The organism is Rhabdaerophilum sp. SD176, from assembly GCF_030143245.1.
GTDB lineage: Bacteria > Pseudomonadota > Alphaproteobacteria > Rhizobiales > Beijerinckiaceae > Rhabdaerophilum.
This window is the reverse complement of sequence record NZ_JARJNS010000001.1, coordinates 715,001-736,893: the sequence shown is the minus strand read 5'-3', so window position 1 is coordinate 736,893 and position 21,893 is coordinate 715,001. Positions and strand designations below refer to the sequence as shown.

The window sequence follows — 21,893 nt, the reverse complement described above, 5'->3', positions numbered from 1 at the left end:
CGGAGAGGGGCCGAACCCGTTCCTCCACGATGCAGGGGGAGAATGCCAAGCGAGGCCGCGGCGGTCGTTGATTTGGATCAAGGGGGGGAGACGCGGCAGGGTGCCGCCGGTGCGCCCCTCACCGCGTCGGAATAGGCTTCTCGCCGCGATAATCGTAGAAGCCGCGCTTGGTCTTGCGGCCGAGCCAGCCGGCCTCGACATATTTCACCAGAAGCGGGCAGGGGCGATACTTGCTGTCGGCGAGGCCATCATGCAGGACCTGCATGATCGAGAGGCAGGTATCCAGCCCGATGAAATCCGCCAGCTGGAGCGGGCCCATCGGATGGTTGGCGCCCAGCCTCATCGCGGTGTCGATGGCCTCGACCGTGCCGACACCCTCATAGAGCGTGTAGATCGCCTCGTTGATCATCGGCAGCAGGATGCGGTTGACGATGAAGGCGGGGAAATCCTCGCTCATCGTCACGGTCTTGCCGAGGGCCTGCACGAAATCGCGGCTGAGATTGAAGGTGTTGTCGTCCGTGGCGATGCCGCGGATGATCTCCACCAGCTGCATGACCGGCACCGGGTTCATGAAATGGATGCCGATGAACTGCTCCGGCCGGTCCGTCGCGGCGCCGAGCCGCGTGATCGAGATCGACGAGGTGTTGGTGGCGAGCAGAGCCTCGGGCTTCAGCGTGCGCGTGACATTCTGGAAGATCTTGCGCTTGACCTCCTCGTTCTCCGTGGCGGCCTCGATCACGAGATCACACTGGGAGAGCGCGGCCATATCCGGCGAGCCGGTGATTCGGGCGAGGGCGGCATGGCGGGCCTCGTCGGTGACGCTGCCCTTCTGGACCTGACGGGAGAGATTGCCGTTGATCGTCGCGAGGCCGGATTGCACGCGCTCCTCGTTGATATCGTTGATCACGACGTCAAGGCCGGCAAGCGCCGCCACATGGGCAATGCCGCTGCCCATCTGCCCGGCGCCGATGACGCCCACTTTCCGAATTCCGCCTTGCATGGCCCTGTATTTCCTTCGACGCACCGGAAGCGAGGGTAGGACGGCCCGCATTCCGGCTCAAGCGCCGGAATGCCATTTCGTCAAATTTGTCTCAACCGAAACGGGGCGAAGCGCCCTTCAGAGCGACTTCTCGAGTTCCGGAACCGCCTCGAACAGATCCGTCACGAGACCATAATCCGCGACCTGGAAGATCGGGGCCTCTGCGTCCTTGTTGATCGCGACGATGACCTTCGAATCCTTCATCCCTGCGAGATGCTGGATCGCGCCGGAAATGCCGCAGGCGATATAGAGCGCCGGCGCCACCACCTTGCCGGTCTGGCCGACCTGCCAGTCGTTCGGGGCATAGCCGGCATCGACTGCCGCGCGGGAGGCGCCGATGGCTGCGCCGAGCTTGTCCGCCAGCGGCTCGATCACTTCGCGGAACTTCTCCGCCGAGCCCATGGCCCGGCCACCCGAGACGATGATCTTCGCCGAGGCGAGTTCCGGCCGGTCTGATTTCGCCACTTCCTCCGAGACGAAGCGGGCCTTGGCCGAGGCACCCGGCGCGGCCACGCTTTCGATGGCGGCTGCGCCGCCTGCGCCCGCTGCCGCGAAGCTCGCGGTCATGATCGAGACGAGCTTCTTCGAGTCCCTCGATTTCACGGTCTGGATGGCGTTGCCGGCATAGATCGGGCGCTCGAACGTGTCGGCGGCGATCACCTTGGTGACGCCGGAGATCACCTGCACATCGAGCAGGGCCGCTGCACGGGGCAGGATGTTCTTGCCGTTGGCCGTGGCCGGCGCGACGATGCCGTCATAGCCCGGCGCGAGGCTGACCAGCAGGTCCGCCACGGTTTCCGGCAGGGCATGGCCAAGCGAATCACCTTCGGCCAGCAGGACCTTGCCGACACCGGCAAGTTTCGCCGCCGCTTCGGCCGCCGGCTTCGCGCCGTTGCCGGCCACGAGCACATGGACATCGCCGCCCATTGCCGCCGCAGCGGTGACGGCCTTTGCGGTCGCCTCATTGAGGGCAACATTCGAATGTTCCGCGAGAACGAGGATCGCCATGTCAGATCACTCCGGCTTCGGTCTTGAGTTTCTGCACCAGCTCGGCCACCGAGCCCACCTTCACGCCCGCCTTGCGGGTCGGCGGTTCGGCGGTCTTCAGCACCTCGAGGCGGGGGCTGATATCGACGCCGAGCGCTTCCGGCGAGGTCTCGTCGAGCGGCTTCTTCTTGGCCTTCATGATGTTCGGCAGCGAGGCATAGCGCGGCTCGTTGAGGCGGAGATCGGTGGTGACAATCGCCGGCAGCGCCAGCGACACCGTCTGCAGGCCGCCATCGATCTCGCGTGTCACGGCAACCGTTTCGCCCTCGACCGCGACCTTGAAGGCGAAGGTGCCCTGGCCCCAGCCGAGCAGCGCGGCGAGCATCTGGCCGGTGGCGTTCATGTCGTCATCGATCGCCTGCTTGCCGAGAATCACCAGGCCCGGGCCTTCGCTGGCGATCACCGCCTTGAGGAGCTTGGCCACGGCGAGCGGTTCAACCGTCGCATCGGTCTTCACGAGGATGCCGCGATCCGCGCCCATGGCGAGGCCGGTGCGGATGGTTTCCTGCGCCTGGGCCGGGCCGATCGACACCACCACCACCTCGGTCGCCTTGCCGGCCTCCTTGATGCGCAGGGCTTCCTCGACGGCAATCTCGTCGAACGGGTTCATCGACATTTTGACATTGGCCAGTTCGACACCCGACCCATCCGGCTTCACCCGGATCTTCACGTTGTAGTCGACCACCCGCTTCACGGGGACCAGAATCTTCATGGCGCTCGTCCTGTCTGTTTCCTCTCGAAGGTTCCCGACGGGACCGGGAACCAACCTGATCTTGAATAGTTTATATATGAACTATCCTGCGAAGGAAAGGGGTTCCGTTCCGTTTCGCCGGGTTGCCGCCGAAGCGGGGAATAGGTCAAGGACGCTGTCATTTCTGTCAAGTAGACGACCCTGCCGCATGAATTCCGCCCTCATTCCGCCGCCGGTTGTTCCCGCGTCAGGCCGGGCACCCAGAGGACGTCGCCGGCGCCGTCGCCATTGGCGTTGCGGGAGAGGACGAAGAGCAGGTCCGACAGGCGGTTGATGTATTTCAGCGCGGCCGGGCTGACGGGTTCGCCCTCGATCGCCGCGAGCCGGCACATCTGGCGTTCTGCCCGCCGGGCCATGGTGCGGGCGAGGTGGAGATGCGTCGCCAGCGCCGTTCCGCCGGGCAGGGTGAAGGATCGCAGCGGCTGGAGGCGCGCATTCATCCGGTCGATCTCGGCTTCGAGCCGCTCGACCTGTCTATCGACAATCCGCAACGGTTCCCAGCCGAGTGGCTTGCCGCGATCGGGCGTGCAGAGATCGGCGCCGAGATCGAAAAGATCGTTCTGGATCCGCGCGAGAATCGCATCGATCTCCGGTTCGGCCGCGCTGTGCAGCCGGGCGAGGCCGATCGCGGCGTTGGTTTCATCGACCGTGCCATAGGATTCGACGCGAAGGTCGAATTTCGGCACGCGGGCGCCATCGCCGAGGCCGGTCGTGCCGGCATCGCCAGTGCGGGTATAGATTCGATTGAGCTTGACCATGCGGGGCACTATGGCCGCGGGCGCCGGAAATTCAAGGGGAGCGGGGGCGGGGAATCGGGCAGCCCGGCCCGCCTGCGGCCTGTTGCCTCAAGCCATTGTCAGAAACGGTAGCCCAGCATCACGCCGACATTCGTCAGCCCACGATTGGCATTGCAGCGGCCGGCATTCGAGAGATGCTCGAGCCCGGCGGTCACGGTCCAGCCCCCGTCGAGCCGGTAACCGACAGAGGCCGCCTCGCGAAACAGGGCACGGCAGCCGAGCGCGTTGCGGCCGGCAGGGATGGCCCGGCCGGTATGGCCGTCATGGAATGCGGCACCGAGGCTGCCCTCGACAAACAGCCGGTCCGTAAGATCGACCTGCCAGGTCACGCCGGCATGGACATGGCTGGTCTTGCCGCCGAGGCTGGCCGAAAAGCCGAGATGGGGGAGGGGCACCAGCGCAGCGGGGGCGCTCGCAGGCAGGAAGGGCCGGCGGAACAGGAGCAGCCCGGCGAGATTGGCCGAGCCGGCTTCCGGGCTCCACGGATCATGTGCGGCCATGCCAAACCGAGCCTCGGACAGCCAGCCGCCCGGCGGGCGGGGGCCGGCGAGAGCAGGGGGGTCAGCGGCCGAGGCGGATCCTGCCATGAGGAACAGGCCGGCCGCGAGCAGGCGTCGCAGGGTCTCCATGCCGGAGACCATGGCGAGAAATCGTTAAGGTTAACCAAATGAAGAAGCAGAGGCAGGAAACTGGCCGGCGGGCCGCGATCAGCCGTTCTTGACCCAGATGACGCCCATCATGATGACGATGGCGAGAAATTGCAGGCCGACGCGCCAGCGCATCAATTGCTGCGAGCGGTTCGGCGAGCCGCCGCGCATCATGTTCACAAGGCCCAGCAGCAGGACGAGGGTTACGGCTCCAACGGCCACGCCGACCACGGCATTCATCATGATTCCCCCTCGTTTCCGCTATGCCCGGACCGGGCATGCCTCTCTTTAGGCGAGTGGAACCGCGCCGGGAAGAGCCCGGTTCCGCTACTTTTGGACGCTGTCAGCGCTGGCGCAGCAGGCGGTCGAGATAGTCGAGTTCGCCCTGCGGCCGGTCGAATTCGCCGAGCCGGCGGCGCAATTCGCGGAGCACACGCTCGGCGCGCTCGCTGATCGAGCCCTGGAGGTCGTTCCTGCCGATATCGGGGTTGGTGGTGTTGTCCTCGAAATCGCGGCGCTGGTTGGCCTGAGGCCGGCCCAGCGGATCCATCCGGTTCTCGGCACGGCCACGCTGGCCGGGGCCCGGCTGGCCGAAACCGGGGCCTTCGCCTTCGCCTTCGCCGGGTTCGTTGCCCTGGCCGAGCTGACGCTGGAGTTCCTGCGCCATGCCCTGCGCTGCACGGCCAAGGCCGTCGAGCGCGCGCTGCTGGCCTTCGGTGGCATCGCCGGGATTGCCCTGGCCAAGCTGGCCCTGCGCATCGCCCATGCCCTCCTCGGCCTCGCCGAAACCCTCGCCTTCCTGCATGCCGCGCTGCTGGAGCCTCTCACGCAGCTGGCGCAGACGGTCCCGGAGGGCCTGTTGCTGCTCCTCCAGGCTGCCGCCTTCCTGCCCCTGCTGGCCGGGCTGGCGCTGGCCGCGTTGCTGGCCTTGCTGGCCCTGTTGCCGCTGGCCCTGCTGCCCCTGCTGGCGCTGGCCGCGCTGCTGCTGGCCCTCGCGGAACGTGCGGTCGCGCAGGTCACGCTGCTCGCGCTGGAGCCGGTCGAGTTCCTCGAGTTGCTGGCCCAGTTCCCGCATGCGCGGGTCGACATCCTGCCGGCGAGCCGAGCGGAGATTCTCCATCATCTGCCGCAATTCATTGAGCAGGCGCTGGGCTTCCGCCGTGTTGCCGGAGCGCGCCATTTCCTCGATCTTGCGGAGCATCTCGGCCAGATCGCGCTGGGTGAGCAGGCGCTCCGGCGAAACGGGACTCTGGTCACGCGCGTTGCGATCCTGATCGCGCAGCGAACGCTCGGCGAATTCGCGCAGGAACTGGTCCATCGCGCGGCGCAGTTCCTCGGCGAGACGCTTGATTTCCTCGGGCGTGGCGCCGCGTTCCAGCGCATCGCGCAGGCGGGCCTCGGCCTCGCGCAGGCGGCGCTCGGCATCGGTCATGTCGCCGTTTTCGAGATAGAGCGCGAAATCATAGATCTGGTCAGCGATGCCGCGCAGCCGGTCCTCGTTGCGGGAGGTGCGCAGGCCGGTGCGGATCATGTCGAGCGCGATGAAATCCCCCACGCGCGGAGTGAATTTCTCCGGCTCGAAGAGCAAGGCGTCGAAGGCGAGGCGGATGGGAGCGAGATCCATCGGCGAGAAATTCAGCAGCCGGCGCTGCTCGACAAGGGCACGGGGTAACGCCTGGCTGAAGGGACGCTGCGGCAGCATCACTGTCTTCCATTCGCTGAAGGCACTCTGGCCGACATCATCCTCGACCCTGATGCGGACGCGGACTTCCTCGCCGGCCCAGGGATGATCCTCGGTGGGCAGGGCGGCCTCGCCGGCGCCGAGGCGCAGGGGCAGCGAGGCTGCAGGGGCCGGGAACAAGGTGCGCGGATGGCGGCTGAACGGCGCGCTGGCGCGCTCAATGACCAGTTCGGCCTTGGCGATCCCGTAATCGTCGGTCATCTCATAGGCGAGGCGGATCCCGCCGGGGCTCTGCCGTTCGACATTGGCCGACTCAGCGCGAACTTCCTTCAGCGCCACGCCGGGCGGCAGGTCCGGGATGACGGCAAGCTGGTAGCGGGCGATTTCCTGGCCCTGGCGCAGAACACGGAGATCGGCATCCGCCTTGAGGACGCGCTTCTCGACAACGATGCCGGGATTCGGGCGTGGCGGTGTGGCGGGCGCGGCCGGCGCGCCTTCTGCCGGCGCCTCGGCTTTCGGGGGCTCGAGGCCCGGACCATGCGTGACGGTGATCGCGGGCGGCAGGTTCTCGCGGCCCTCGACGCGCGGCGCGGTCGAGCGGATTGTGATGGTCGAGCCGAGTGGCGCGCGGATCACCTCGTCGGCGGTGGCGGAGAGGAAGATCGGCGGCCGGCCGGTATAGGCGGGCGGGTCAATCCAGGCATCGAGCCGCGGCGGGACCGGCGGGATAACCGGCGTCGTCCAGTCAAAGGCCTGCGCAAGGCGCGCCTGCCGGTCCTCGCCGGCCACGAAGGCTGCAGCCACGAGGGCCAGAACGGCAAAGGCGCGCAGGGCAACAGGGTCGCGCCGCCGGATCCGCGCATCGGCGGGGACGGCGGCCAAAGCGAGGCTCGCGGCTTCGGCGCGGCGCTGATGGACCTGCCAGAGCGCCTCGGCGAAAGCATCGCCCTTCGCCGCCAGCCTGTCGCCCATCGTTGCAAGCGGGCGGTGCAGTTCGGGGCGGGAACCATCCAGCCGGCGGCGAATCGCCGCCTCATCCGGCAGGCGGATGCCGAGCAGGCCCCGCAGCGAGGCGAGGAAGGCAAGGCCGAACAGGCCGGTGACGGCTGCGCGCCAGAGCGGTTCGATCTCGCCGAACAGGCCCAGCCAGGCCGTCACGAGGAAGGCAACGAGGATTGCGGCAGGCGCGAGCAGGTGCGGCAGGATGGCTTCGAGCGTCAGGCCAAGGGCCGTCCGGCGCCAGGTCCAGACCGGAAAGCGCAGGGGCAGGGCAGATCTGGGCAGAGAAGACGTGCCGGCTTGTGTCGGCGATGTATCCGGCGCGGCGTCGCGGGGCTGATCGGCCATGGCGCTCCCATCCATCTCAGGCGGGAAAGGGGCCCCCGTTCCCCATACCCGGATCAGACCAAGCTAGCACGGCTGCGCGATCTGACCAGTGCCAAACCGGCAGCCATGCTGTCGCAATCGCGTGATCAACAGGTTCGGGTCTGGTCAGAGCCAGTTCGGCGCGCGGTCCTGCCCGAGCAGTTGCTCATAGGTCTGCCGGGGCCGGGTGACGGCAAAATCCGCGCCGCGGACCAGAACCTCCGATACCAGAAGGCGCTGGTTGTAGGTCGACGACATGGTCGCTCCGTAGGCACCGGCGGTCTTGAAGACCAGCAGGTCGCCCGGCGCCATCGGCGGCAGCAGGCGGTTGGTGGTGAAGGTATCACCCGATTCGCAGATCGGGCCGACCACATCATAGGCGGCGGGGGCGAGGCCGGGCTCCGGTTCCTTCACCGGCCAGATTTCGTGATAGGCATCATACATGGCCGGCCGGACGAGATCGTTCATTGCGGCATCGATGACGAGGAAGCGCTTGTCTGCGCGCTCGTTCACATAGAGGACGCGGGCAAGCAGGATGCCGGCATTGCCCGCGATCAGCCGCCCCGGCTCGAAGCCGAGCTCGACATCCAGCCCTTCGGTGACGGCGCGGACCATGGCGCCGTAATCCTGCAGCAGTTCCGGGCCATGCGCGTAGGGTGCCTGCATCTGGTAGGGAATGCCGAGGCCGCCGCCGAGATCGAGCCGGGTCACGCCGTGGCCCTGAGCGCGCAGGGTCTCGATGATTCCGCGCAGCTTGCGGAAGGCCGCTTCCAGCGCGTCGAGCTTCAGGATCTGGCTGCCGATATGGACGGCGAGGCCCTGGATCGAGATACCGGGCATGTTGGCCGCGCGGGCATAGAGCCGCTCGGCTTCGGAGAAGGACACGCCGAACTTGTTTGCTGCCCCGCCGGTGGTGATCTTCGCGTGGCCGCCGGCCCCAACTTCCGGGTTCACGCGCAGCACGACCGGCTGGCGCTTGCCGCGAGCAGCCGCCACCTTCGAGAGGAGGTCGAGTTCGCCTTCGCTCTCGACATTGACCTGGTAGATCCCGGCCTCGACCGCGAAGGCGAGTTCCGCCTCTGTCTTGCCCACGCCGGAAAAGACAATCCGGCTGGCCGGAATGCCGGCCGCCAAGGCCTTGCGGATCTCGCCTTCCGACACCGTATCGGCGCCGGCGCCGAGCCGGGCCAGCGTCATCAGCACACCGAGATTGCCGTTGGCTTTCACGGCATAGAAAATATGCGGGTCCTTCAGGCCGAGGGAATCCCGGAAGACGGTGTAATGCCGCTCCAGCGTGGCGCTGGAGTAGATATAGGTCGGCGTGCCGAGGCGGTCGGCGAGCGCGGGAAGCGGCACGTCCTCGGCATGGAGGATGCCGTCGCGATAGTCGAAATGATGCATCGGAGCCTCGTATGGGCTGGAAATCTGCGGGCTGGAACTCTGCGGGTCAGTCGAGCAGGCGGTCGATCAGCAATTCGCGTTTCGGCGGGGTGATGGGAACCCGCTTGTTGCCGCCGATCCGTGTCTCGCCGGCCGGCCGGGCACCGGTCGTCGCTGCGTCGGCCTGGTCCTGTTTCGGGCGGGCTGCCTCGCTGCCGGGCGGCGGCTCAAGCTGACCGCGCTTGCCGCAGGCCGCGAGGCCGCCGGCGAGCAGGATCATGACGAAGGCGAGGCGAACAGGTCGAGACATGCTGTTTCCCGGAGCAAGGACGTCCAATGGGCGAAGCGTTAGCACGAAGCCCCGCCTCAGGCGAGGGGCCGCGCCTGCCGGGCGGCGCGGTCCTTCGCCAGCCGGGCCAGCCAGCGCTTCGCCTGGGCCCGGACATTGGCCGGCGCTGTGCCGCCATAGCTCGTGCGGCTCCTGACGGAGTTCAGAACTCCGAGGACATCGAAGATTTCCGCCGTGATGCGTGGCTCGACGCCCTGCATCTCGGCCAGGCTCAGCTTTTCGAGATCGATCCCGCGGGCGGAGGCGAGCCCGACGATCCGCCCAGTGACATGATGGGCTTCGCGGAATGGCATTTTCAGCGTCCGGACCAGCCAGTCCGCGAGGTCGGTCGCGGTGGCATAGCCCGAGCCGGCGGCCTTTTTCAGGCGTTTCGCATCGGGCTCCATGTCGCGCACCATGCCGGCCGTGGCCGCAAGGGCGAGGGCGAGGGCATCGAGCGCGTCGAAGGTCGGCTCCTTGTCCTCCTGCATGTCCTTCGCATAGGCGAGGGCGAGGCCCTTCATCACCGTGAGCATGCCGACCATGGCGCCGAAGATCCGCCCCGTCTTGGCGCGGACCAGTTCGGCCGCATCGGGGTTGCGCTTCTGCGGCATGATCGACGAGCCGGTGGTGAACTTGTCCGACAGGGCGATGAAGGCGAATTGCGGCGTCGTCCAGATCACGATCTCCTCGGCGAAGCGCGAGAGATGCATGGCGAGGATCGAGGCAGCGGCCAGCGTTTCCAGCACGAAATCGCGGTCCGAGACCGAATCGAGCGAATTCGCTGTGGGACGGTCGAAGCCGAGCCATTTTGCCGTGCGCATCCGGTCGATCGGGAAGGAGGTGCCGGCCAGGGCCGCGGCGCCAAGCGGGCATTCATTCAGCCGGGCCCGGGCATCACGGAAGCGGCCGCGATCGCGCCCGAGCATTTCCACATAGGCCATCAGGTGATGGCCGAACGTGACGGGCTGCGCGCTCTGCAGATGGGTGAAGCCGGGCATCACCGTGCCGGAATGCTGCAGCGCTTTCTCGCATAGCGCCTGCTGCAGATCGCCGAGGGCGGCGTCGATCGCGTCGATCGTATCGCGCACCCAGAGGCGGAAATCCGTCGCGACCTGGTCATTGCGCGAGCGTGCGGTGTGCAGGCGGCCGGCCGGAGCGCCGATGATCTCGGCGAGGCGGGCTTCCACATTCATATGGATGTCCTCGAGAGATGTCTTGAATGTGAACGCGCCTGCGTCGATTTCCTGCTTGACCTTGCCGAGCCCCTGGATGATCGCTTCGGCTGATTGCGGATCGATGATCCCCTGCGCCGCCAGCATCTCGGCATGGGCCATCGAGCCGCGGATATCCTGCGCAGCGAGGCGCTTGTCGAAGCCGATCGACGCGTTGATCTCCTGCATGATGGCCGCCGGACCTTCGGCGAAGCGGCCGCCCCACATTTCGTTTGCCACGTGACTACCTCGATGAAAAAGGGAACAGACCGTTGAGTGAACCGCCGGAGAACCCGAAACCCGCACCGGTACGCAGAGGCATGCCCCTCGCGCCGCTGATCGTGCTCGCGTTCCTTTTCGGCGCTTCGCTATATGCCTTTGGCGGGATCGGCAACCTCCTGCAAGGGACGGGCACCGGAGAATCCGCACAATGCCGGGCCGCCGAGCCGGTGGCGCAGCGTCTGAAGCCGCTCGCCAAGGGCGAGATCGCCGCCTTGCAGGTGCCGGCACGCCCCGTTCCGGCCACCCCGCTCGCGTTCCGCAACGCGAAGGGCGAGCCGGTGACTCTGGCCGACTTCAAGGGCAAGGCGGTCCTGCTCAACCTCTGGGCGACATGGTGCGCGCCCTGCCGGCATGAAATGCCGGCTCTGGACAAGCTCCAGGCTGAACTGGGCGGGGCGGATTTCGAGGTGGTCGCCGTCAATATCGACACCCGGAATTTCGACAAGCCGAAGCAGTTCCTCGACGAGATCAAGGTGGAGAAACTGGCGTATTTCTCGGATTCCTCCGCCAAGATCTTCCAGGATCTGAAAGCTGCCGGCCGCGCTTTCGGCATGCCGACGACGCTGCTGATCGATGCGCAGGGCTGCGAACTCGCCTGGCTCGCCGGCCCGGCGGAATGGGCCAGCCCGGATGCGCTGGCCTTCATCCGCGCCGCTTTGGGACGGTAGGGGCGGGGCAACCGCTGCCATTTGCTATTCCGGCCCGGCAGGTCTAGCCTCGCGCGATCGTCTTTCCTTCCTGCGATCCGGAGGGGTCCATGCGCATCCTGCTTCCGCTTCTGGCTGTCCTGTTCTCTGCCTCCCTTGCCCGCGCGGGCGAGATCCTCCCCGAACTCGGCACCGATGCGGTGCTGGATCGTCCTGCCGGCAAGCCGCGTGGTTCCATCATCCTGATGGGCGGGGGCGATGGCGATCTCGGCATCACCGCTGGCGGCGACATCACCAGCCTGATGGGCAATTCGCTGATCCGCAACCGGCGCAGCTTCGCGGCGGCCGGCTTCGCGACGCTCTCGCTTTCCTCCTCGGGCAGCCCTTCGCGCGCCATTGCCGCCATGCGCAAGATCGCGCGGCCGGTTGTCGTGGTCGGGACCAGTCGCGCCGCCACGCGGATGCATCGCGCGCTCGAGGCGGATGGCCTGGTCATCACGTCGGGCATGCTCGACCATTTCCAGTCGAATGTTGGTTCGGCCGATTCGCTGCCGCCGACCCTCGTTGTCCATCACCGGAAGGATTCCTGCCGCGTGACCTTGCCCGGTCTCGTGCCGCCCTTCCAGCAATGGGGCGGGGCGCGGGTGCGCGTGGTCTGGCTTGACGGCGGGCGTGACGAGGGGGACCCGTGCCAGGCACGCGGGCATCATGGCTTTGCGGGGATCGATGGCCGCATGGTCGGGGCCGTGACCGGCTTCGCGCGGGGGGTGCGGGCGCGCTGAGCGCGCCTGTGCCGGTTCAGGCGTCGATGAGGAGTTCCACCGTCACCGGATCGCCGTCGGACAGGCCCTCCGCCTTGCGGATGGCAGCCTTGACCGGCAGAAGATAGGTGCCGGCCTTGGTATCGGGAAAAATCGAGGTGGCCCAGCGGGATCCGCCGATCCGGGCCCTGACCCGGACCGAGCCGAAGCCGTGCCGGGGCACGGCAAGCCGGATCATCCCGGCTTCGGCCTGAGGCAGCGGCAGGAAGAACCACGCCGCCGGGCCCGACCAGACCTTCAGCGGCGCGGTGAATTCGACGATCACGCGCCGATCAGCCGGCCTTCTTCACGGCGATGCCGTTCTCGGTCAACGTCTGCTGGAGTTCGCCGGACTGGAACATCTCGCGGATGATGTCGCAGCCGCCGACGAATTCGCCCTTGATGTAGAGCTGCGGAATGGTCGGCCAGTTGGCGTAATCCTTGATGCCCTGCCGGAGATCGGCATTCTCGAGCACGTTATGGGCCTTGTAGGGCGCGCCGACATAATCGAGGATCTGCACGACCTGGCCGGAAAACCCGCACATCGGGAACTGCGGCGTGCCCTTCATGAAGAGCACCACGTCGTTGGACTTCACTTCGTTGTCGATGAAGGCATTGATATCGGACATTTTTCTCTCCTGCCGGGTCAAGGCCGGCGTGATGCCGCAAGGAAGGCTCGCCTCTTTTGAAGGCTACTCGGCGCTTGTCGTCAAGGCCAGCGCGTGCAGCACGCCGCCCATATTGCCCTTGAGCGCGGCATAGACCATCTGGTGCTGCTTCACCTTGGGCAGGCCCTTGAAGGCGCTCGAGACCACCGTGGCGGCGTAATGATCGCCATCGCCGGCGAGATCCTTGATCTCGACCTTCGCATCCGGGATGGCTTCCTTGATCATGCGTTCAATATCAGCGGCTTGCATCGGCATGGTTTTTATCCTTGCCGCTGTCGCGGCGTTTCCGGGCTGACCGCCCGGCGGCCGTTCGGCCTTCGGAAGGGTCAGCGGTTGTTCTCGTTCGGCTCACAGACCCGTCGGGTTTGGGAGCGTCGGCCTTTGCCGCTGTCGCGGCGTTTCCGGGCTGACCGCCCGGCGGCCGTTCGGCCTTCGGAAGGGTCAGCGGTTGTTCTCGTTCGGCTCACAGACCCGTCGGGTTTGGGAGCGTCGGCCTTTGCCGCTGTCGCGGCGTTTCCGGGCTGACCGCCCGGCGGCCGTTCGGCCTTCGGAAGGGTCAGCGGTTGTTCTCGTTCGGCTCACAGAACCCCGGGGGGGGGATCCGCGAGGGTCGCCTCACTCTGCCACCTGGCCCATATAGGCCGGCAGCCAGCTTTCATGAGCCTTGCGCAGTTCCGCGACGGAAATCGGGTCCGTGCCCGGCAAATTCAAGGAATCGCCGCCGACAATGCCGATGAATTGCGCCGGAACGCCGGCAGCATTGAGGTAATGCTCGATCTGCGCCGCCGTCTTGCCATCGGTGGTCACGATGTAGCGGGCCTGGTCCTCGCCGAACCACAGGGCATGGCCGGGCATGTCCGGTGCGAAATCCTGGATATCCGCGCCGATATTGCCGGCCATCGCCATTTCCGCCAGAGCCACGGCAAGGCCACCATCGGAAAGGTCATGCACGGCATTGACGAGGCCCTGCTCGATCATGGTGCGGACGAGCGTGCCATGGCGGAATTCGGCATCGAGATCGACCGGGGGCGGGGCCCCTTCCTCGCGGCCGCAGATCGTCGCGAGATAGGCCGAGGCGCCGAGCCAGCCCTTGGTCTCGCCGATCAGCACGATGGCATTGCCCGCCGCCTTGAAGGCAAGCGTGGCGTGCTTTGTTACATCCGCCAGCAGGCCGACACCGCCGATGGTCGGCGTTGGCAGGATGCCCTGGCCGTTGGTTTCGTTGTAGAGGCTGACATTCCCCGAGACGACCGGGAATTCCAGAACCCGCGCCGCCTCGCCGATGCCGCGCACCGCCATCACGAACTGGCCCATGATTTCCGGGCGTTCGGGATTGCCGAAATTCAGGTTGTCCGTCAGGGCGATCGGCTCGGCGCCGACCGCGCAGAGGTTGCGCCAGCATTCGGCCACGGCCTGTTTTCCGCCCTCGAACGGATCCGCCTCGACATAGCGCGGCGTGACATCGCACGTCACCGCAAGTCCTTTCGGTCCATCTTCCACCCGGATGATCGCGGCATCGCCGCCGGGCTGCTGCACCGAATTGCCGAGGATGAGGTGGTCATATTGCTCCCAGACCCAGCGCTTCGAGCAGAAATCCGGCGAAGCAAGCAGCTTCAGCAGTGCCTCGCCAGTAGAGCAGGGCGCCTCGATATCGGCGCGGCGGATGTTGAAGCGCTTCGGCGTTTCCACCCAGGGCCGGTCATACATCGGGGCCTCGTCGCCGAGTTCCTTGATCGGCAGGTCGGCCTTGACCTCGCCGCCATGCTTGATGACGAATCGGAGCGTGTCGGTGGTCTTGCCGATGACGGCGAAATCCAGCCCCCATTTCGTGAAGATGGCGCGGGCCTCGGCCTCCTTGTGCGGATGCAGCACCATCAGCATGCGCTCCTGGCTCTCGGAGAGCATCATCTCGTAGGCGGTCATCCCCGCCTCGCGGCAGGGCACCTTGTCGAGGTCAAGCTCGATGCCGAGATCGCCCTTGGCGCCCATTTCCACGGCGGAGCAGGTCAGGCCCGCCGCGCCCATATCCTGGATGGCGATGACGCAGCCCTTCTGCATGATCTCGAGGCAGGCCTCGAGCAGCAGCTTCTCGGCAAAGGGATCGCCGACCTGCACGGTCGGGCGCTTCTCCTCCGACTTGTCGTCGAATTCGGCCGAGGCCATGGTGGCGCCGTGGATGCCATCGCGGCCGGTCTTCGAGCCGAGATAGACGATCGGCATGCCGACGCCGGTGGCCTTGGAGGTGAAGATCATCTCGCGCTTCGCAATGCCGACCGCCATGGCATTGACGAGGCAATTGCCGTTATAGCGCGGATGGAAGCCGACCTGCCCGCCTACGGTGGGCACGCCGAAGGAATTGCCATACCCGCCGATGCCGGCCACGACGCCGGAGACAAGATGCTTCGTCCGGGGGTGGTCGGGATCGCCGAAACGCAGGGCGTTCAAAGCCGCGACCGGGCGGGCCCCCATGGTGAAGACATCGCGCAGGATGCCGCCGACGCCGGTCGCCGCGCCCTGGTAGGGCTCGATATAGGAGGGGTGGTTGTGGCTCTCCATCTTGAAGGCCACGACCATGCCATCGCCGATATCCACCACACCGGCATTCTCGCCGGGGCCGTAGACGACGCGCTTGCCCTTGGTGGGCAGGCCGCGGAGATGGATGCGCGAGGATTTGTACGAGCAATGCTCGTTCCACATGGCGGAAACGATGCCGAGTTCGGTCAGCGTCGGCGTCCGGCCGATCAGGTCAACGAAGCGCTCGTATTCATCCGGCTTCAGGCCATGGGCCTTGACCAGTTCCGGCGTGATCTCGGGTTCGTTCTTCAGCAGCATGCGGCACCTCTGGGGGTGCGTATACCCGGCTAGGCGGCACGGGGGAACGGCTTTTTGCGCGAATTCCCCATTGCTGTGCCGGTTTGCCGCCCGGAAGGCGGCCCCGTTCCCGTTAGCTGTCTCGTCATCAAGACATCACGGGACGGAAACGGCCCTGACATGGGCGGAGCCTAAGCGGGGGCCTCAATCCTCGGGAGGTCCCCATGCTTCGTGCCATGCTCTTTGCCGGTGTCGCGTTTTCCGCGCTGACTCCCGCCTTCGCCAACCAATCCTTCGATGCCGTTCTGGCCGGCCACGCCGTGCTGCCGGCCGAAACATTCATCGATCCGCCTGCCGATGCGCCCGCCGATCTGAAAGTATCCGGCAAGTTCGCGACCGGCGCTGTCCGCACGGAAGCGCTTGGCTCGGCAGAAGGCCGGTCCGCCGGTCGCCCGACCGGGGTGAAAGTGCCGTTCCGCGGCCAGCCGGTGCAGGGCCATTCGGGCATCAAGCGGATGGCCGACGGCACCTTCTGGGTGGTGACGGATAACGGCTTTGGCTCGAAGGCGAATTCACCGGATGCCGCGCTTTTCCTCAGCCATTACCGGGTCGACTGGGCCACCGGTACGGTGACCCGGCTCGCCACGGTCTTCCTGCATGATCCGGACAGGAAGGTACCGTTCCGCGTGGTCCATGAAGGCACGGAAAAGCGGTATCTGACCGGCTCCGATTTCGATCTCGAAGGGTTTCAGATCGTCGATGGCAAGATCTGGCTCGGCGAGGAATTCGGCCCGTACCTGATTCGCGCCGATATGAGCGGCAAGGTCGAGGCCGTGTTCGAGACCATGGCCGATGGCAAGCCGGTGATGTCGCCGGATCATTTCCGGGTGACCACCCAGAATCCCGGCCAGGCCATGCCGGCCAATGTCAATCTCGGCCGCTCACGCGGCTATGAGGGCTTTGCCGCCTCGAAGGACGGCAAGTTCCTGTATGGTCTGCTCGAAGGCCCGCTCTGGGACGCCGAGAAGAAGGATTGGGAAAAGGTGGACGGCCGGCAGAGCCTGCGCATCCTCGAATTCTCGATTGCCGAGCAGAAATGGACCGGCCGTCACTGGAAATACGTGCTCGATGCCGGCGCGACCGCGATCGGTGACTTCAACATGATCGACGCGACGACGGCGCTGGTCATCGAACGGGACAATGGCGAGGGCACGCCGGACAAGGCCTGCCCGGCCGGCCAGCGCGCTGAAACCTGCTTCCATGATCTGGCCAAGTTCAAGCGGATCGTGAAGATCGAGATGACCGACGCCCATGTGAATGGCCCGGTCCGCAAGATCGGCCATGTCGACCTGATGAAGATCCAGGACCCGGACAAGAAGGCGCGCAAGCCACTGAATGACGGCGTGCTGACCTTCCCGTTCTTCACCATCGAGAATGTCGATGTCGTGGACGACAAGCACATTATCGTCGGCAACGACAACAACCTGCCCTTCTCGTCCTCGCGCAACCCCAACAAGGCGGATGACAACGAATTCATCCTGCTCAACGTCGAGGGCCTGCTGAAGGCGAAGTGAGCTGCCGGGGGGCGAGGGGTGGGCCGGAAGGCCCGCCCCGATTTCCGGATCAGCTGCCCTTGCGCTCCATCGGGCAGGTCGAGATCCCGAAGATCGAATAGGCCGGGCAATTGCCGATCAGGGCGGTCAGCAGCGGCACCACGCCGATCCAGCCGATCCAGGACCAGGACGAGCCGGCGCCGATGAATTTCAGCGCATAGGCCAGCAGGACCAGCCCGACGATCACACGCAGGGCGCGGTCGATGGTTCCCATATTCCTCGTCATGACGTTCTCCTGTTGGATGATGACGAAGGATCGTATCATGAAAATCGAATATGTCATTGCGTTATCGCAAGACGGGAGGCTCATCCGGAGCCCGGCAGCGCAGCCTTCCGCCTGCAGCCCTATGCGCTGACCACGCCCTGCCGGCGCTTCACATGACCATACCAGGCCCAGAGCATCCGGGCGGCGACAGCCCGCCACGGCGCCCAGCGGGTGGCGATTTCCGCCATTTCCTTCGTGGTCGGGCGGGTGGGGAGGCCCATGGCGAGTTTCGCGCCCTCCTGCAAGGCGAGATCGGCCGGGGCGAAAATGTCCTGCACGCCGAGGCAGAACATCATGTAGACCTCCGCCGTCCAGGGGCCGATGCCGTGGACGCGGACGAGGGCAGCCTGCGCCTCCGGCACCGGCATCTCCGCGAGGCTGTCGAAGGGCAGGTCGCCCGAGACGATGGCGTCGGCCAGGGCCCGGAGCGTGCGGATTTTCGGGCCGGAGAGGCCGCAGGCGCGGAGCTCTTCCTCGCTGGCGCCGAGCAGCGCCCCGGGCGTGAGCGGGTCGAGCCGGGCCATCAGCTTGGTGCGAATCGCATTCGCGCTCGAGACCGAGAGCTGCTGCGCGGTGATGGTGGAGACGAGACCAGCAAAGCCCGGTTCGCGCCAACGCAGGGGCGGCGGGCCGATCGTTTCGCCGATCATCCGCATATGCGGGCAGATTCCGGCGAGGACATCCATTCCCCGCTTGATGTCATCGTCATTCGTGATCACGCTCATGGCATCCTCGTTTTTTCCAGCCAATGCCGGTTGGCCGCGCTTGGCAACCCGATTCCGGTGACGATGTCCCCTGTTCTCCGCTTTGCCCCCAGCCCGAACGGCCATCTCCATCTCGGCCATGCCTGTTCGGCGCTGCTCAATGCCGAGCTGGCGCGGCGGATGGGCGGTCGTTTCCTCGTGCGGATCGAGGATATCGACACCACGCGCTGCCGGGAGGACCTCGTCGAGGCCTGCCTCGGGGATCTCGCCTGGCTCGGGTTGGCCTGGGAGGCGCCGGTCCTGCGGCAGAGCACGCGGTTTCCGGCCTATCGCGCCGTGGCGGAGAGGCTGGAAGCCGAGGGGCTGCTCTATCCCTGTTTCTGCACGCGAGGCGAGATCATCCGCGCCACCGGCCCGCTGGCCCCGCGTGACCCTGACGGCGCGACGCTCTATCCCGGCACCTGCCGTCATCTCGAGCCTGCGGAACAGGTCCGCCGGCGGGATGCCGGGGAGCCCTTTGCCCTGCGGCTCGACATGGCCAAGGCGCTGGCCCGTTTTCCCGCGCCGCCAGGCTGGATCGAAGGCGGGCTGCCCGGAACGGGCCCGGCCCGGCACGTTCCGGCCGATCCGGCGGCCTGGGGCGATTGCATCCTGATCCGCAAGGAAATCCCGGCCAGCTATCATCTCGCTGTGGTGCTGGACGATGCCCTGCAGGGGGTGACGCATGTGGTGCGCGGGCAGGATCTCTTCGCCGCGACATCCGTCCACCGGCTGCTGCAGCAGATCCTCGGGCTGCCCGCGCCCGCCTACTGGCATCACCCGCTGATCGCCGGGCCGGACGGGAAGAAGCTTTCCAAATCGCTCGCCTCGAAGCCGCTCCGCCAGTACCGGGCAGTGGGGGCGAACCCGGCAGAAATCCGCGCTCTGGCGGGAATCGACCGGCTACTTGACCAGAGCCATGGTGACCGAGACAGCGAGCGTCATCGTGAAGATGGCAAGCAGCGTCGATAGGGTGATCGCGCCGGAGGCCAGGCTGGCGCCGATCCGGTAGCGCTCGGCGACAAGGAACGCATTGATCCCGGTCGGGCAGGCGGCGAAGAGGATCGCCGCGCCGGCGAAATGCGGTGGCAGGCGCATGACATGGACCGTCAGGACATAGACCAGCAGCGGGTGGAGCAGCAGCTTGATCGAGGCGATCAGCCCGATCATCCGGCGGTTGCCAGCCAGAGAAACCCGCGTCATTGACATGCCCATGGCGGCCAGCGCGCAGGGAGCTGCGGAATCCGCGAGGTATTTCAGCAGGGTGCGCATCAGCTCGGGGATCGGGACGCCGAGATAGCGCCAGAGCAAACCCGCGCCGATGGCGATCAGGATCGGATGGGTGACCAGCGAACGTATCAGGCTCTGCCACGCGCCGGGCCCGCTCTCGCCGCGGGCGATGAGGAGGGTCACCGCCGTCATGGTGACCGGCAGATGCACGGCCAGCAGCAGGATGATCGGCAGGGTGCCGGCCTCGCCGATCGTGCCGAGAATCAGCGGGATGCCGACCAGCACGGTATTCGACTGGGCGGCGGAGAACCCGATCACCGCAGCTTCCCGGGCGTCGCGGCCATCGCGCCGGGCCAGGAGGCCGGCGATCATCCAGCAGATCGCCAGCGCGCCGAAATAGGAAATCCAGTAGGGTAGGGGGTTCAGGGCCGGAAAGTCGGCGCTGGCGACCGTCCGGAAAAGCAGCGCGGGAATCGCCAGCACGAACACGTATTCCGACAGGGCGTTGCCGGCTTCGCCGCTGACGAGGCGTGTCCGGGCGGCGCCATAGCCGAGGGCGACGAGGCCGAAAATCGGCGCGACGATGGCAAGCGCGGCCAGCAACACGGCGGAAAACTCCCTTTCCCGATGTCCTTAGTGGCAAATCCGGCCGGACTGAACCCGTTCCGCCATCAACGCTCCGGATTTCCCGCCTTTTTCCCGGCAGTGTTTCCGCGATCGGGTTACCCCGAAATTGCTGCAGCGGCTTAGGCAAGGGTTAACGGCACCGGCCTACTCTCGGAGCAAAGGGCCAGCAGGGCCCGCCATCCTGCGGGATGCCAGCCGAGAACCGTGCCGAGCTTCGATCATGATTGCCTTGCCGACCTACAGCCCCCGGGAGATGGCCGAGTTTGCGCATGAATTGCGCGCGCCCCTCGGTGGCCTGCAAGCGATGATCGAGGTTCTGGCCGAGACTGATCTCGACGAGGAACAGTCGCAGATTCTCGAAGCGCTCGGCGCTTCAGCCCTTCACCTGCGCCAGATCGCCAACCGCCTGCTCGGCGAGAAGGACCCCGCCGCCCCGGCCGCGCCGGCGCGGATGATGCTGCGCCCGTTCCTGAACCGGCTGGCCCGTTCTGCCGAGGCCCGGGCGGTGCAGAAGGGAATCACCTTCACGTTGCTCGAATCGCGCGATCTGCCGTTGACGGCCGATATTGACCCGGTGCCGCTACGGCAGGTGCTCGAAAACCTGATCGACAATGCCATCCGCCTGACCGAACAGGGGCGTGTGGTCCTGGCCGTCGCGCCGGCAGCGGACGGGCGGCTCGCCTTCCGCGTTTCCGATTCCGGCCCGGGTCTCACCGAAGCCGAGGCCGGAAAGCTGATCCAGCAAGGCGGCCATCTCGACGGACGGCCCAGTGGCGCCGGCATGGGGCTGAGCCTTGCCGGCCGGCTGGTTGCCGCCCGGGGCGGTGCGCTGGCGGGCGGCCCGAATTGTGACGGCCATGGCGCCGTATTTCGGTTCGACTGGCCGATTCTGACGGATCTGGCCGAGCCGGCCTGCCTGATCGTCGATGATCACGCGGCCTCGCGCGCGGTGCTCCGCACGATTCTTCAGGCGGCCGGGCTTCCCTGCCTCGAGGCTTCCAGTGTCGAGGAGGCCACCCGGCTCCTCTGCGAATATCAGCCGGCCCATCTTGTCACCGACCTTCGCCTCGATGGCGGCGACGGGGCGGAACTGATCCGATGGGTGGCATCGCGGCCGGCGCCAGAGCGCCCGCGCATCGTTGTCGTCAGCGCCGACCCGGTCGATTCCGTGCCGGGCCTGCCGGCGCTTGTTGATGCCGCCGTGCGCAAGCCGGTCAATGTGCGCGCCGTTCTCGAAGCTGTTTGTGGCCCGCAGGATCTCCGCAGCAAGCCGGCCGCCTGACCGGGCGGCTCTGGCCGCGCCCGCTTGCAGGCTCAGTTCTGCGCAACCAGCGCCGAGGCGCCGGGGGCCAGTTTCAGCACGGTCTCGATCTGGTCGCGCTCGCGGCGGAAATTGGCGAGTTGCCGCCCGGCCAGTTCGCGGCCCTTCGGCAGCTTGATCGCCAGCGGGTCGACGAAGCGCTCATTGATCAGGACCTCGTAATGCAGATGCGGGCCGGTGGAGAGGCCCGAGGAGCCGAGGCGGCCGATGATCTGGCCCTGCCGGACGCGCGCCCCGGCCTGGATACCCGGGCCGAAGGCGGAGAGGTGGTTGTAGGTCGTCACATAGCCGTGGTTGTGCTCGATCTCAACCCGGCGGCCATAGCCCGAATCCCATTCCGCCATCCGCACGACGCCATTGCCGGCGGCGCGGATCGGCGTGCCGACAGGCCCGGCCCAGTCCACCCCGGAATGCAGGCGGTAATAGCGGAGGATCGGGTGGCGGCGCATCCCGAAGGTCGAGCGCAGCTCGCCGCCATCCATCGGCTTGCGCAGGAGGAACTGCTTCACCGAGCGACCCTGATCGTCGAAATAGTCGACGACGTCATCCTCGGGCAGCTTGAAGCGGTAGTAGCGGCGCTTGACGCCCTGGCTGACGAGCGACACCAGCAGCAATTCCGGCCGGGCATTGTCGCCCT

General features: G+C 66.6%; 23 protein-coding genes (1 of these 23 cut by a window edge). 5 read left to right on the top strand and 18 right to left on the bottom strand.

What is annotated here, in order from left to right; all coding sequences use genetic code 11:
* Positions 1-118 precede the first annotated feature (118 nt).
* From P0652_RS03680 to argH, 10 genes are all read right to left on the bottom strand, one after another.
* The gene (locus P0652_RS03680; protein ID WP_284177391.1) at positions 119-1,000 is read right to left on the bottom strand and encodes a 3-hydroxybutyryl-CoA dehydrogenase; all 882 of its coding nucleotides are present in this window, start codon (positions 998-1,000) and stop codon (positions 119-121) included.
* A gap of 117 nt (positions 1,001-1,117) precedes the next feature.
* Entirely contained in the window at positions 1,118-2,047 is a 930-nt protein-coding gene (locus P0652_RS03675) for an electron transfer flavoprotein subunit alpha/FixB family protein (RefSeq protein WP_284177390.1), read from the bottom strand.
* A gap of 1 nt (position 2,048) precedes the next feature.
* Complete coding sequence (locus tag P0652_RS03670) at positions 2,049-2,798, bottom strand: electron transfer flavoprotein subunit beta/FixA family protein (protein ID WP_284177389.1); 750 nt, start codon at positions 2,796-2,798, stop codon at positions 2,049-2,051.
* 200 nt (positions 2,799-2,998) lie between these two features.
* Positions 2,999-3,595, bottom strand: coding sequence for a cob(I)yrinic acid a,c-diamide adenosyltransferase (locus tag P0652_RS03665; RefSeq protein ID WP_284177388.1), 597 nt, complete (start codon positions 3,593-3,595; stop codon positions 2,999-3,001).
* A 98-nt stretch (positions 3,596-3,693) separates the two neighbouring features.
* The gene (locus P0652_RS03660; RefSeq protein WP_284177387.1) at positions 3,694-4,275 is read right to left on the bottom strand and encodes an acyloxyacyl hydrolase; all 582 of its coding nucleotides are present in this window, start codon (positions 4,273-4,275) and stop codon (positions 3,694-3,696) included.
* Between the two features lie 66 nt (positions 4,276-4,341).
* Positions 4,342-4,524 (bottom strand): twin transmembrane helix small protein, encoded by a 183-nt coding sequence (locus P0652_RS03655; RefSeq protein WP_284177386.1) that lies wholly within the window; start codon positions 4,522-4,524, stop codon positions 4,342-4,344.
* A 100-nt stretch (positions 4,525-4,624) separates the two neighbouring features.
* Positions 4,625-7,309: a TIGR02302 family protein gene (locus tag P0652_RS03650; RefSeq protein ID WP_284177385.1), complete on the bottom strand. Its 2,685-nt coding sequence runs from the start codon at positions 7,307-7,309 to the stop codon at positions 4,625-4,627.
* Between the two features lie 144 nt (positions 7,310-7,453).
* Positions 7,454-8,728, bottom strand: a complete 1,275-nt coding sequence (lysA, locus tag P0652_RS03645; protein WP_284177384.1) for a diaminopimelate decarboxylase — start codon at positions 8,726-8,728, stop codon at positions 7,454-7,456.
* A gap of 46 nt (positions 8,729-8,774) precedes the next feature.
* Positions 8,775-9,017, bottom strand: a complete 243-nt coding sequence (locus P0652_RS03640) for a lipoprotein (protein WP_284177383.1) — start codon at positions 9,015-9,017, stop codon at positions 8,775-8,777.
* A gap of 56 nt (positions 9,018-9,073) precedes the next feature.
* Complete coding sequence (gene argH, locus P0652_RS03635; protein WP_284177382.1) at positions 9,074-10,489, bottom strand: argininosuccinate lyase; 1,416 nt, start codon at positions 10,487-10,489, stop codon at positions 9,074-9,076.
* A gap of 80 nt (positions 10,490-10,569) precedes the next feature.
* Here argH and tlpA point away from each other — a divergent pair, with 80 nt between their 5' ends.
* A complete protein-coding gene (gene tlpA / locus P0652_RS03630; protein WP_502947453.1) occupies positions 10,570-11,199 on the top strand; it encodes a thiol:disulfide interchange protein TlpA in 630 nt (209 codons plus the stop codon).
* An 89-nt stretch (positions 11,200-11,288) separates the two neighbouring features.
* The gene (locus P0652_RS03625) at positions 11,289-11,960 is read left to right on the top strand and encodes an alpha/beta hydrolase (RefSeq protein WP_284177380.1); all 672 of its coding nucleotides are present in this window, start codon (positions 11,289-11,291) and stop codon (positions 11,958-11,960) included.
* Between the two features lie 16 nt (positions 11,961-11,976).
* Here the strand turns inward: P0652_RS03625 and P0652_RS03620 are convergent, their stop codons facing one another.
* From P0652_RS03620 to purL, 4 genes are all read right to left on the bottom strand, one after another.
* Positions 11,977-12,264, bottom strand: a complete 288-nt coding sequence (locus tag P0652_RS03620) for a DUF1905 domain-containing protein (RefSeq protein ID WP_284177379.1) — start codon at positions 12,262-12,264, stop codon at positions 11,977-11,979.
* Positions 12,265-12,271: 7 nt separating this feature from the next.
* Positions 12,272-12,607 carry a Grx4 family monothiol glutaredoxin gene (grxD, locus tag P0652_RS03615; protein ID WP_284177378.1) on the bottom strand — a complete coding sequence of 112 codons (336 nt, stop codon included), beginning with the start codon at positions 12,605-12,607 and terminating at the stop codon, positions 12,272-12,274.
* Positions 12,608-12,670: 63 nt separating this feature from the next.
* Entirely contained in the window at positions 12,671-12,901 is a 231-nt protein-coding gene (locus tag P0652_RS03610; protein ID WP_284177377.1) for a BolA/IbaG family iron-sulfur metabolism protein, read from the bottom strand.
* Positions 12,902-13,261: 360 nt separating this feature from the next.
* Complete coding sequence (purL, locus tag P0652_RS03605; protein WP_284177376.1) at positions 13,262-15,478, bottom strand: phosphoribosylformylglycinamidine synthase subunit PurL; 2,217 nt, start codon at positions 15,476-15,478, stop codon at positions 13,262-13,264.
* 203 nt (positions 15,479-15,681) lie between these two features.
* Between purL and P0652_RS03600 the strand changes: the two genes are divergently transcribed.
* Positions 15,682-17,031 (top strand): esterase-like activity of phytase family protein, encoded by a 1,350-nt coding sequence (locus P0652_RS03600; protein ID WP_502947448.1) that lies wholly within the window; start codon positions 15,682-15,684, stop codon positions 17,029-17,031.
* A 49-nt stretch (positions 17,032-17,080) separates the two neighbouring features.
* Here P0652_RS03600 and P0652_RS03595 read toward each other — a convergent pair whose 3' ends face one another.
* On the bottom strand, positions 17,081-17,296 hold the full coding sequence (locus tag P0652_RS03595) for a YgaP family membrane protein (RefSeq protein ID WP_284177375.1): 216 nt from the start codon (positions 17,294-17,296) through the stop codon (positions 17,081-17,083).
* A gap of 119 nt (positions 17,297-17,415) precedes the next feature.
* Positions 17,416-18,060, bottom strand: a complete 645-nt coding sequence (locus tag P0652_RS03590) for a DNA-3-methyladenine glycosylase family protein (protein ID WP_284177374.1) — start codon at positions 18,058-18,060, stop codon at positions 17,416-17,418.
* A gap of 63 nt (positions 18,061-18,123) precedes the next feature.
* Here P0652_RS03590 and gluQRS point away from each other — a divergent pair, with 63 nt between their 5' ends.
* On the top strand, positions 18,124-19,050 hold the full coding sequence (gene gluQRS / locus P0652_RS03585) for a tRNA glutamyl-Q(34) synthetase GluQRS (RefSeq protein WP_284177373.1): 927 nt from the start codon (positions 18,124-18,126) through the stop codon (positions 19,048-19,050).
* Here gluQRS and P0652_RS03580 read toward each other — a convergent pair.
* Positions 18,982-19,914, bottom strand: a complete 933-nt coding sequence (locus tag P0652_RS03580; protein WP_284177372.1) for an AEC family transporter — start codon at positions 19,912-19,914, stop codon at positions 18,982-18,984. The genes gluQRS and P0652_RS03580 overlap by 69 nt on opposite strands.
* A 241-nt stretch (positions 19,915-20,155) precedes the next feature.
* On the opposite strand from P0652_RS03580, the gene P0652_RS03575 reads away from it, so the two are divergent.
* Complete coding sequence (locus P0652_RS03575) at positions 20,156-21,217, top strand: ATP-binding response regulator (protein WP_284177371.1); 1,062 nt, start codon at positions 20,156-20,158, stop codon at positions 21,215-21,217.
* A 32-nt stretch (positions 21,218-21,249) separates the two neighbouring features.
* On the opposite strand, the gene P0652_RS03570 is transcribed toward P0652_RS03575, so the two are convergent.
* Positions 21,250-21,893, bottom strand: partial view of a M23 family metallopeptidase gene (locus P0652_RS03570; RefSeq protein WP_284177370.1) — the 3' portion only. Its footprint extends 1,345 nt past the window's final position; 644 of the gene's 1,989 nt are visible here — the last part of the coding sequence; its start codon lies beyond the right edge, outside the window; its stop codon occupies positions 21,250-21,252.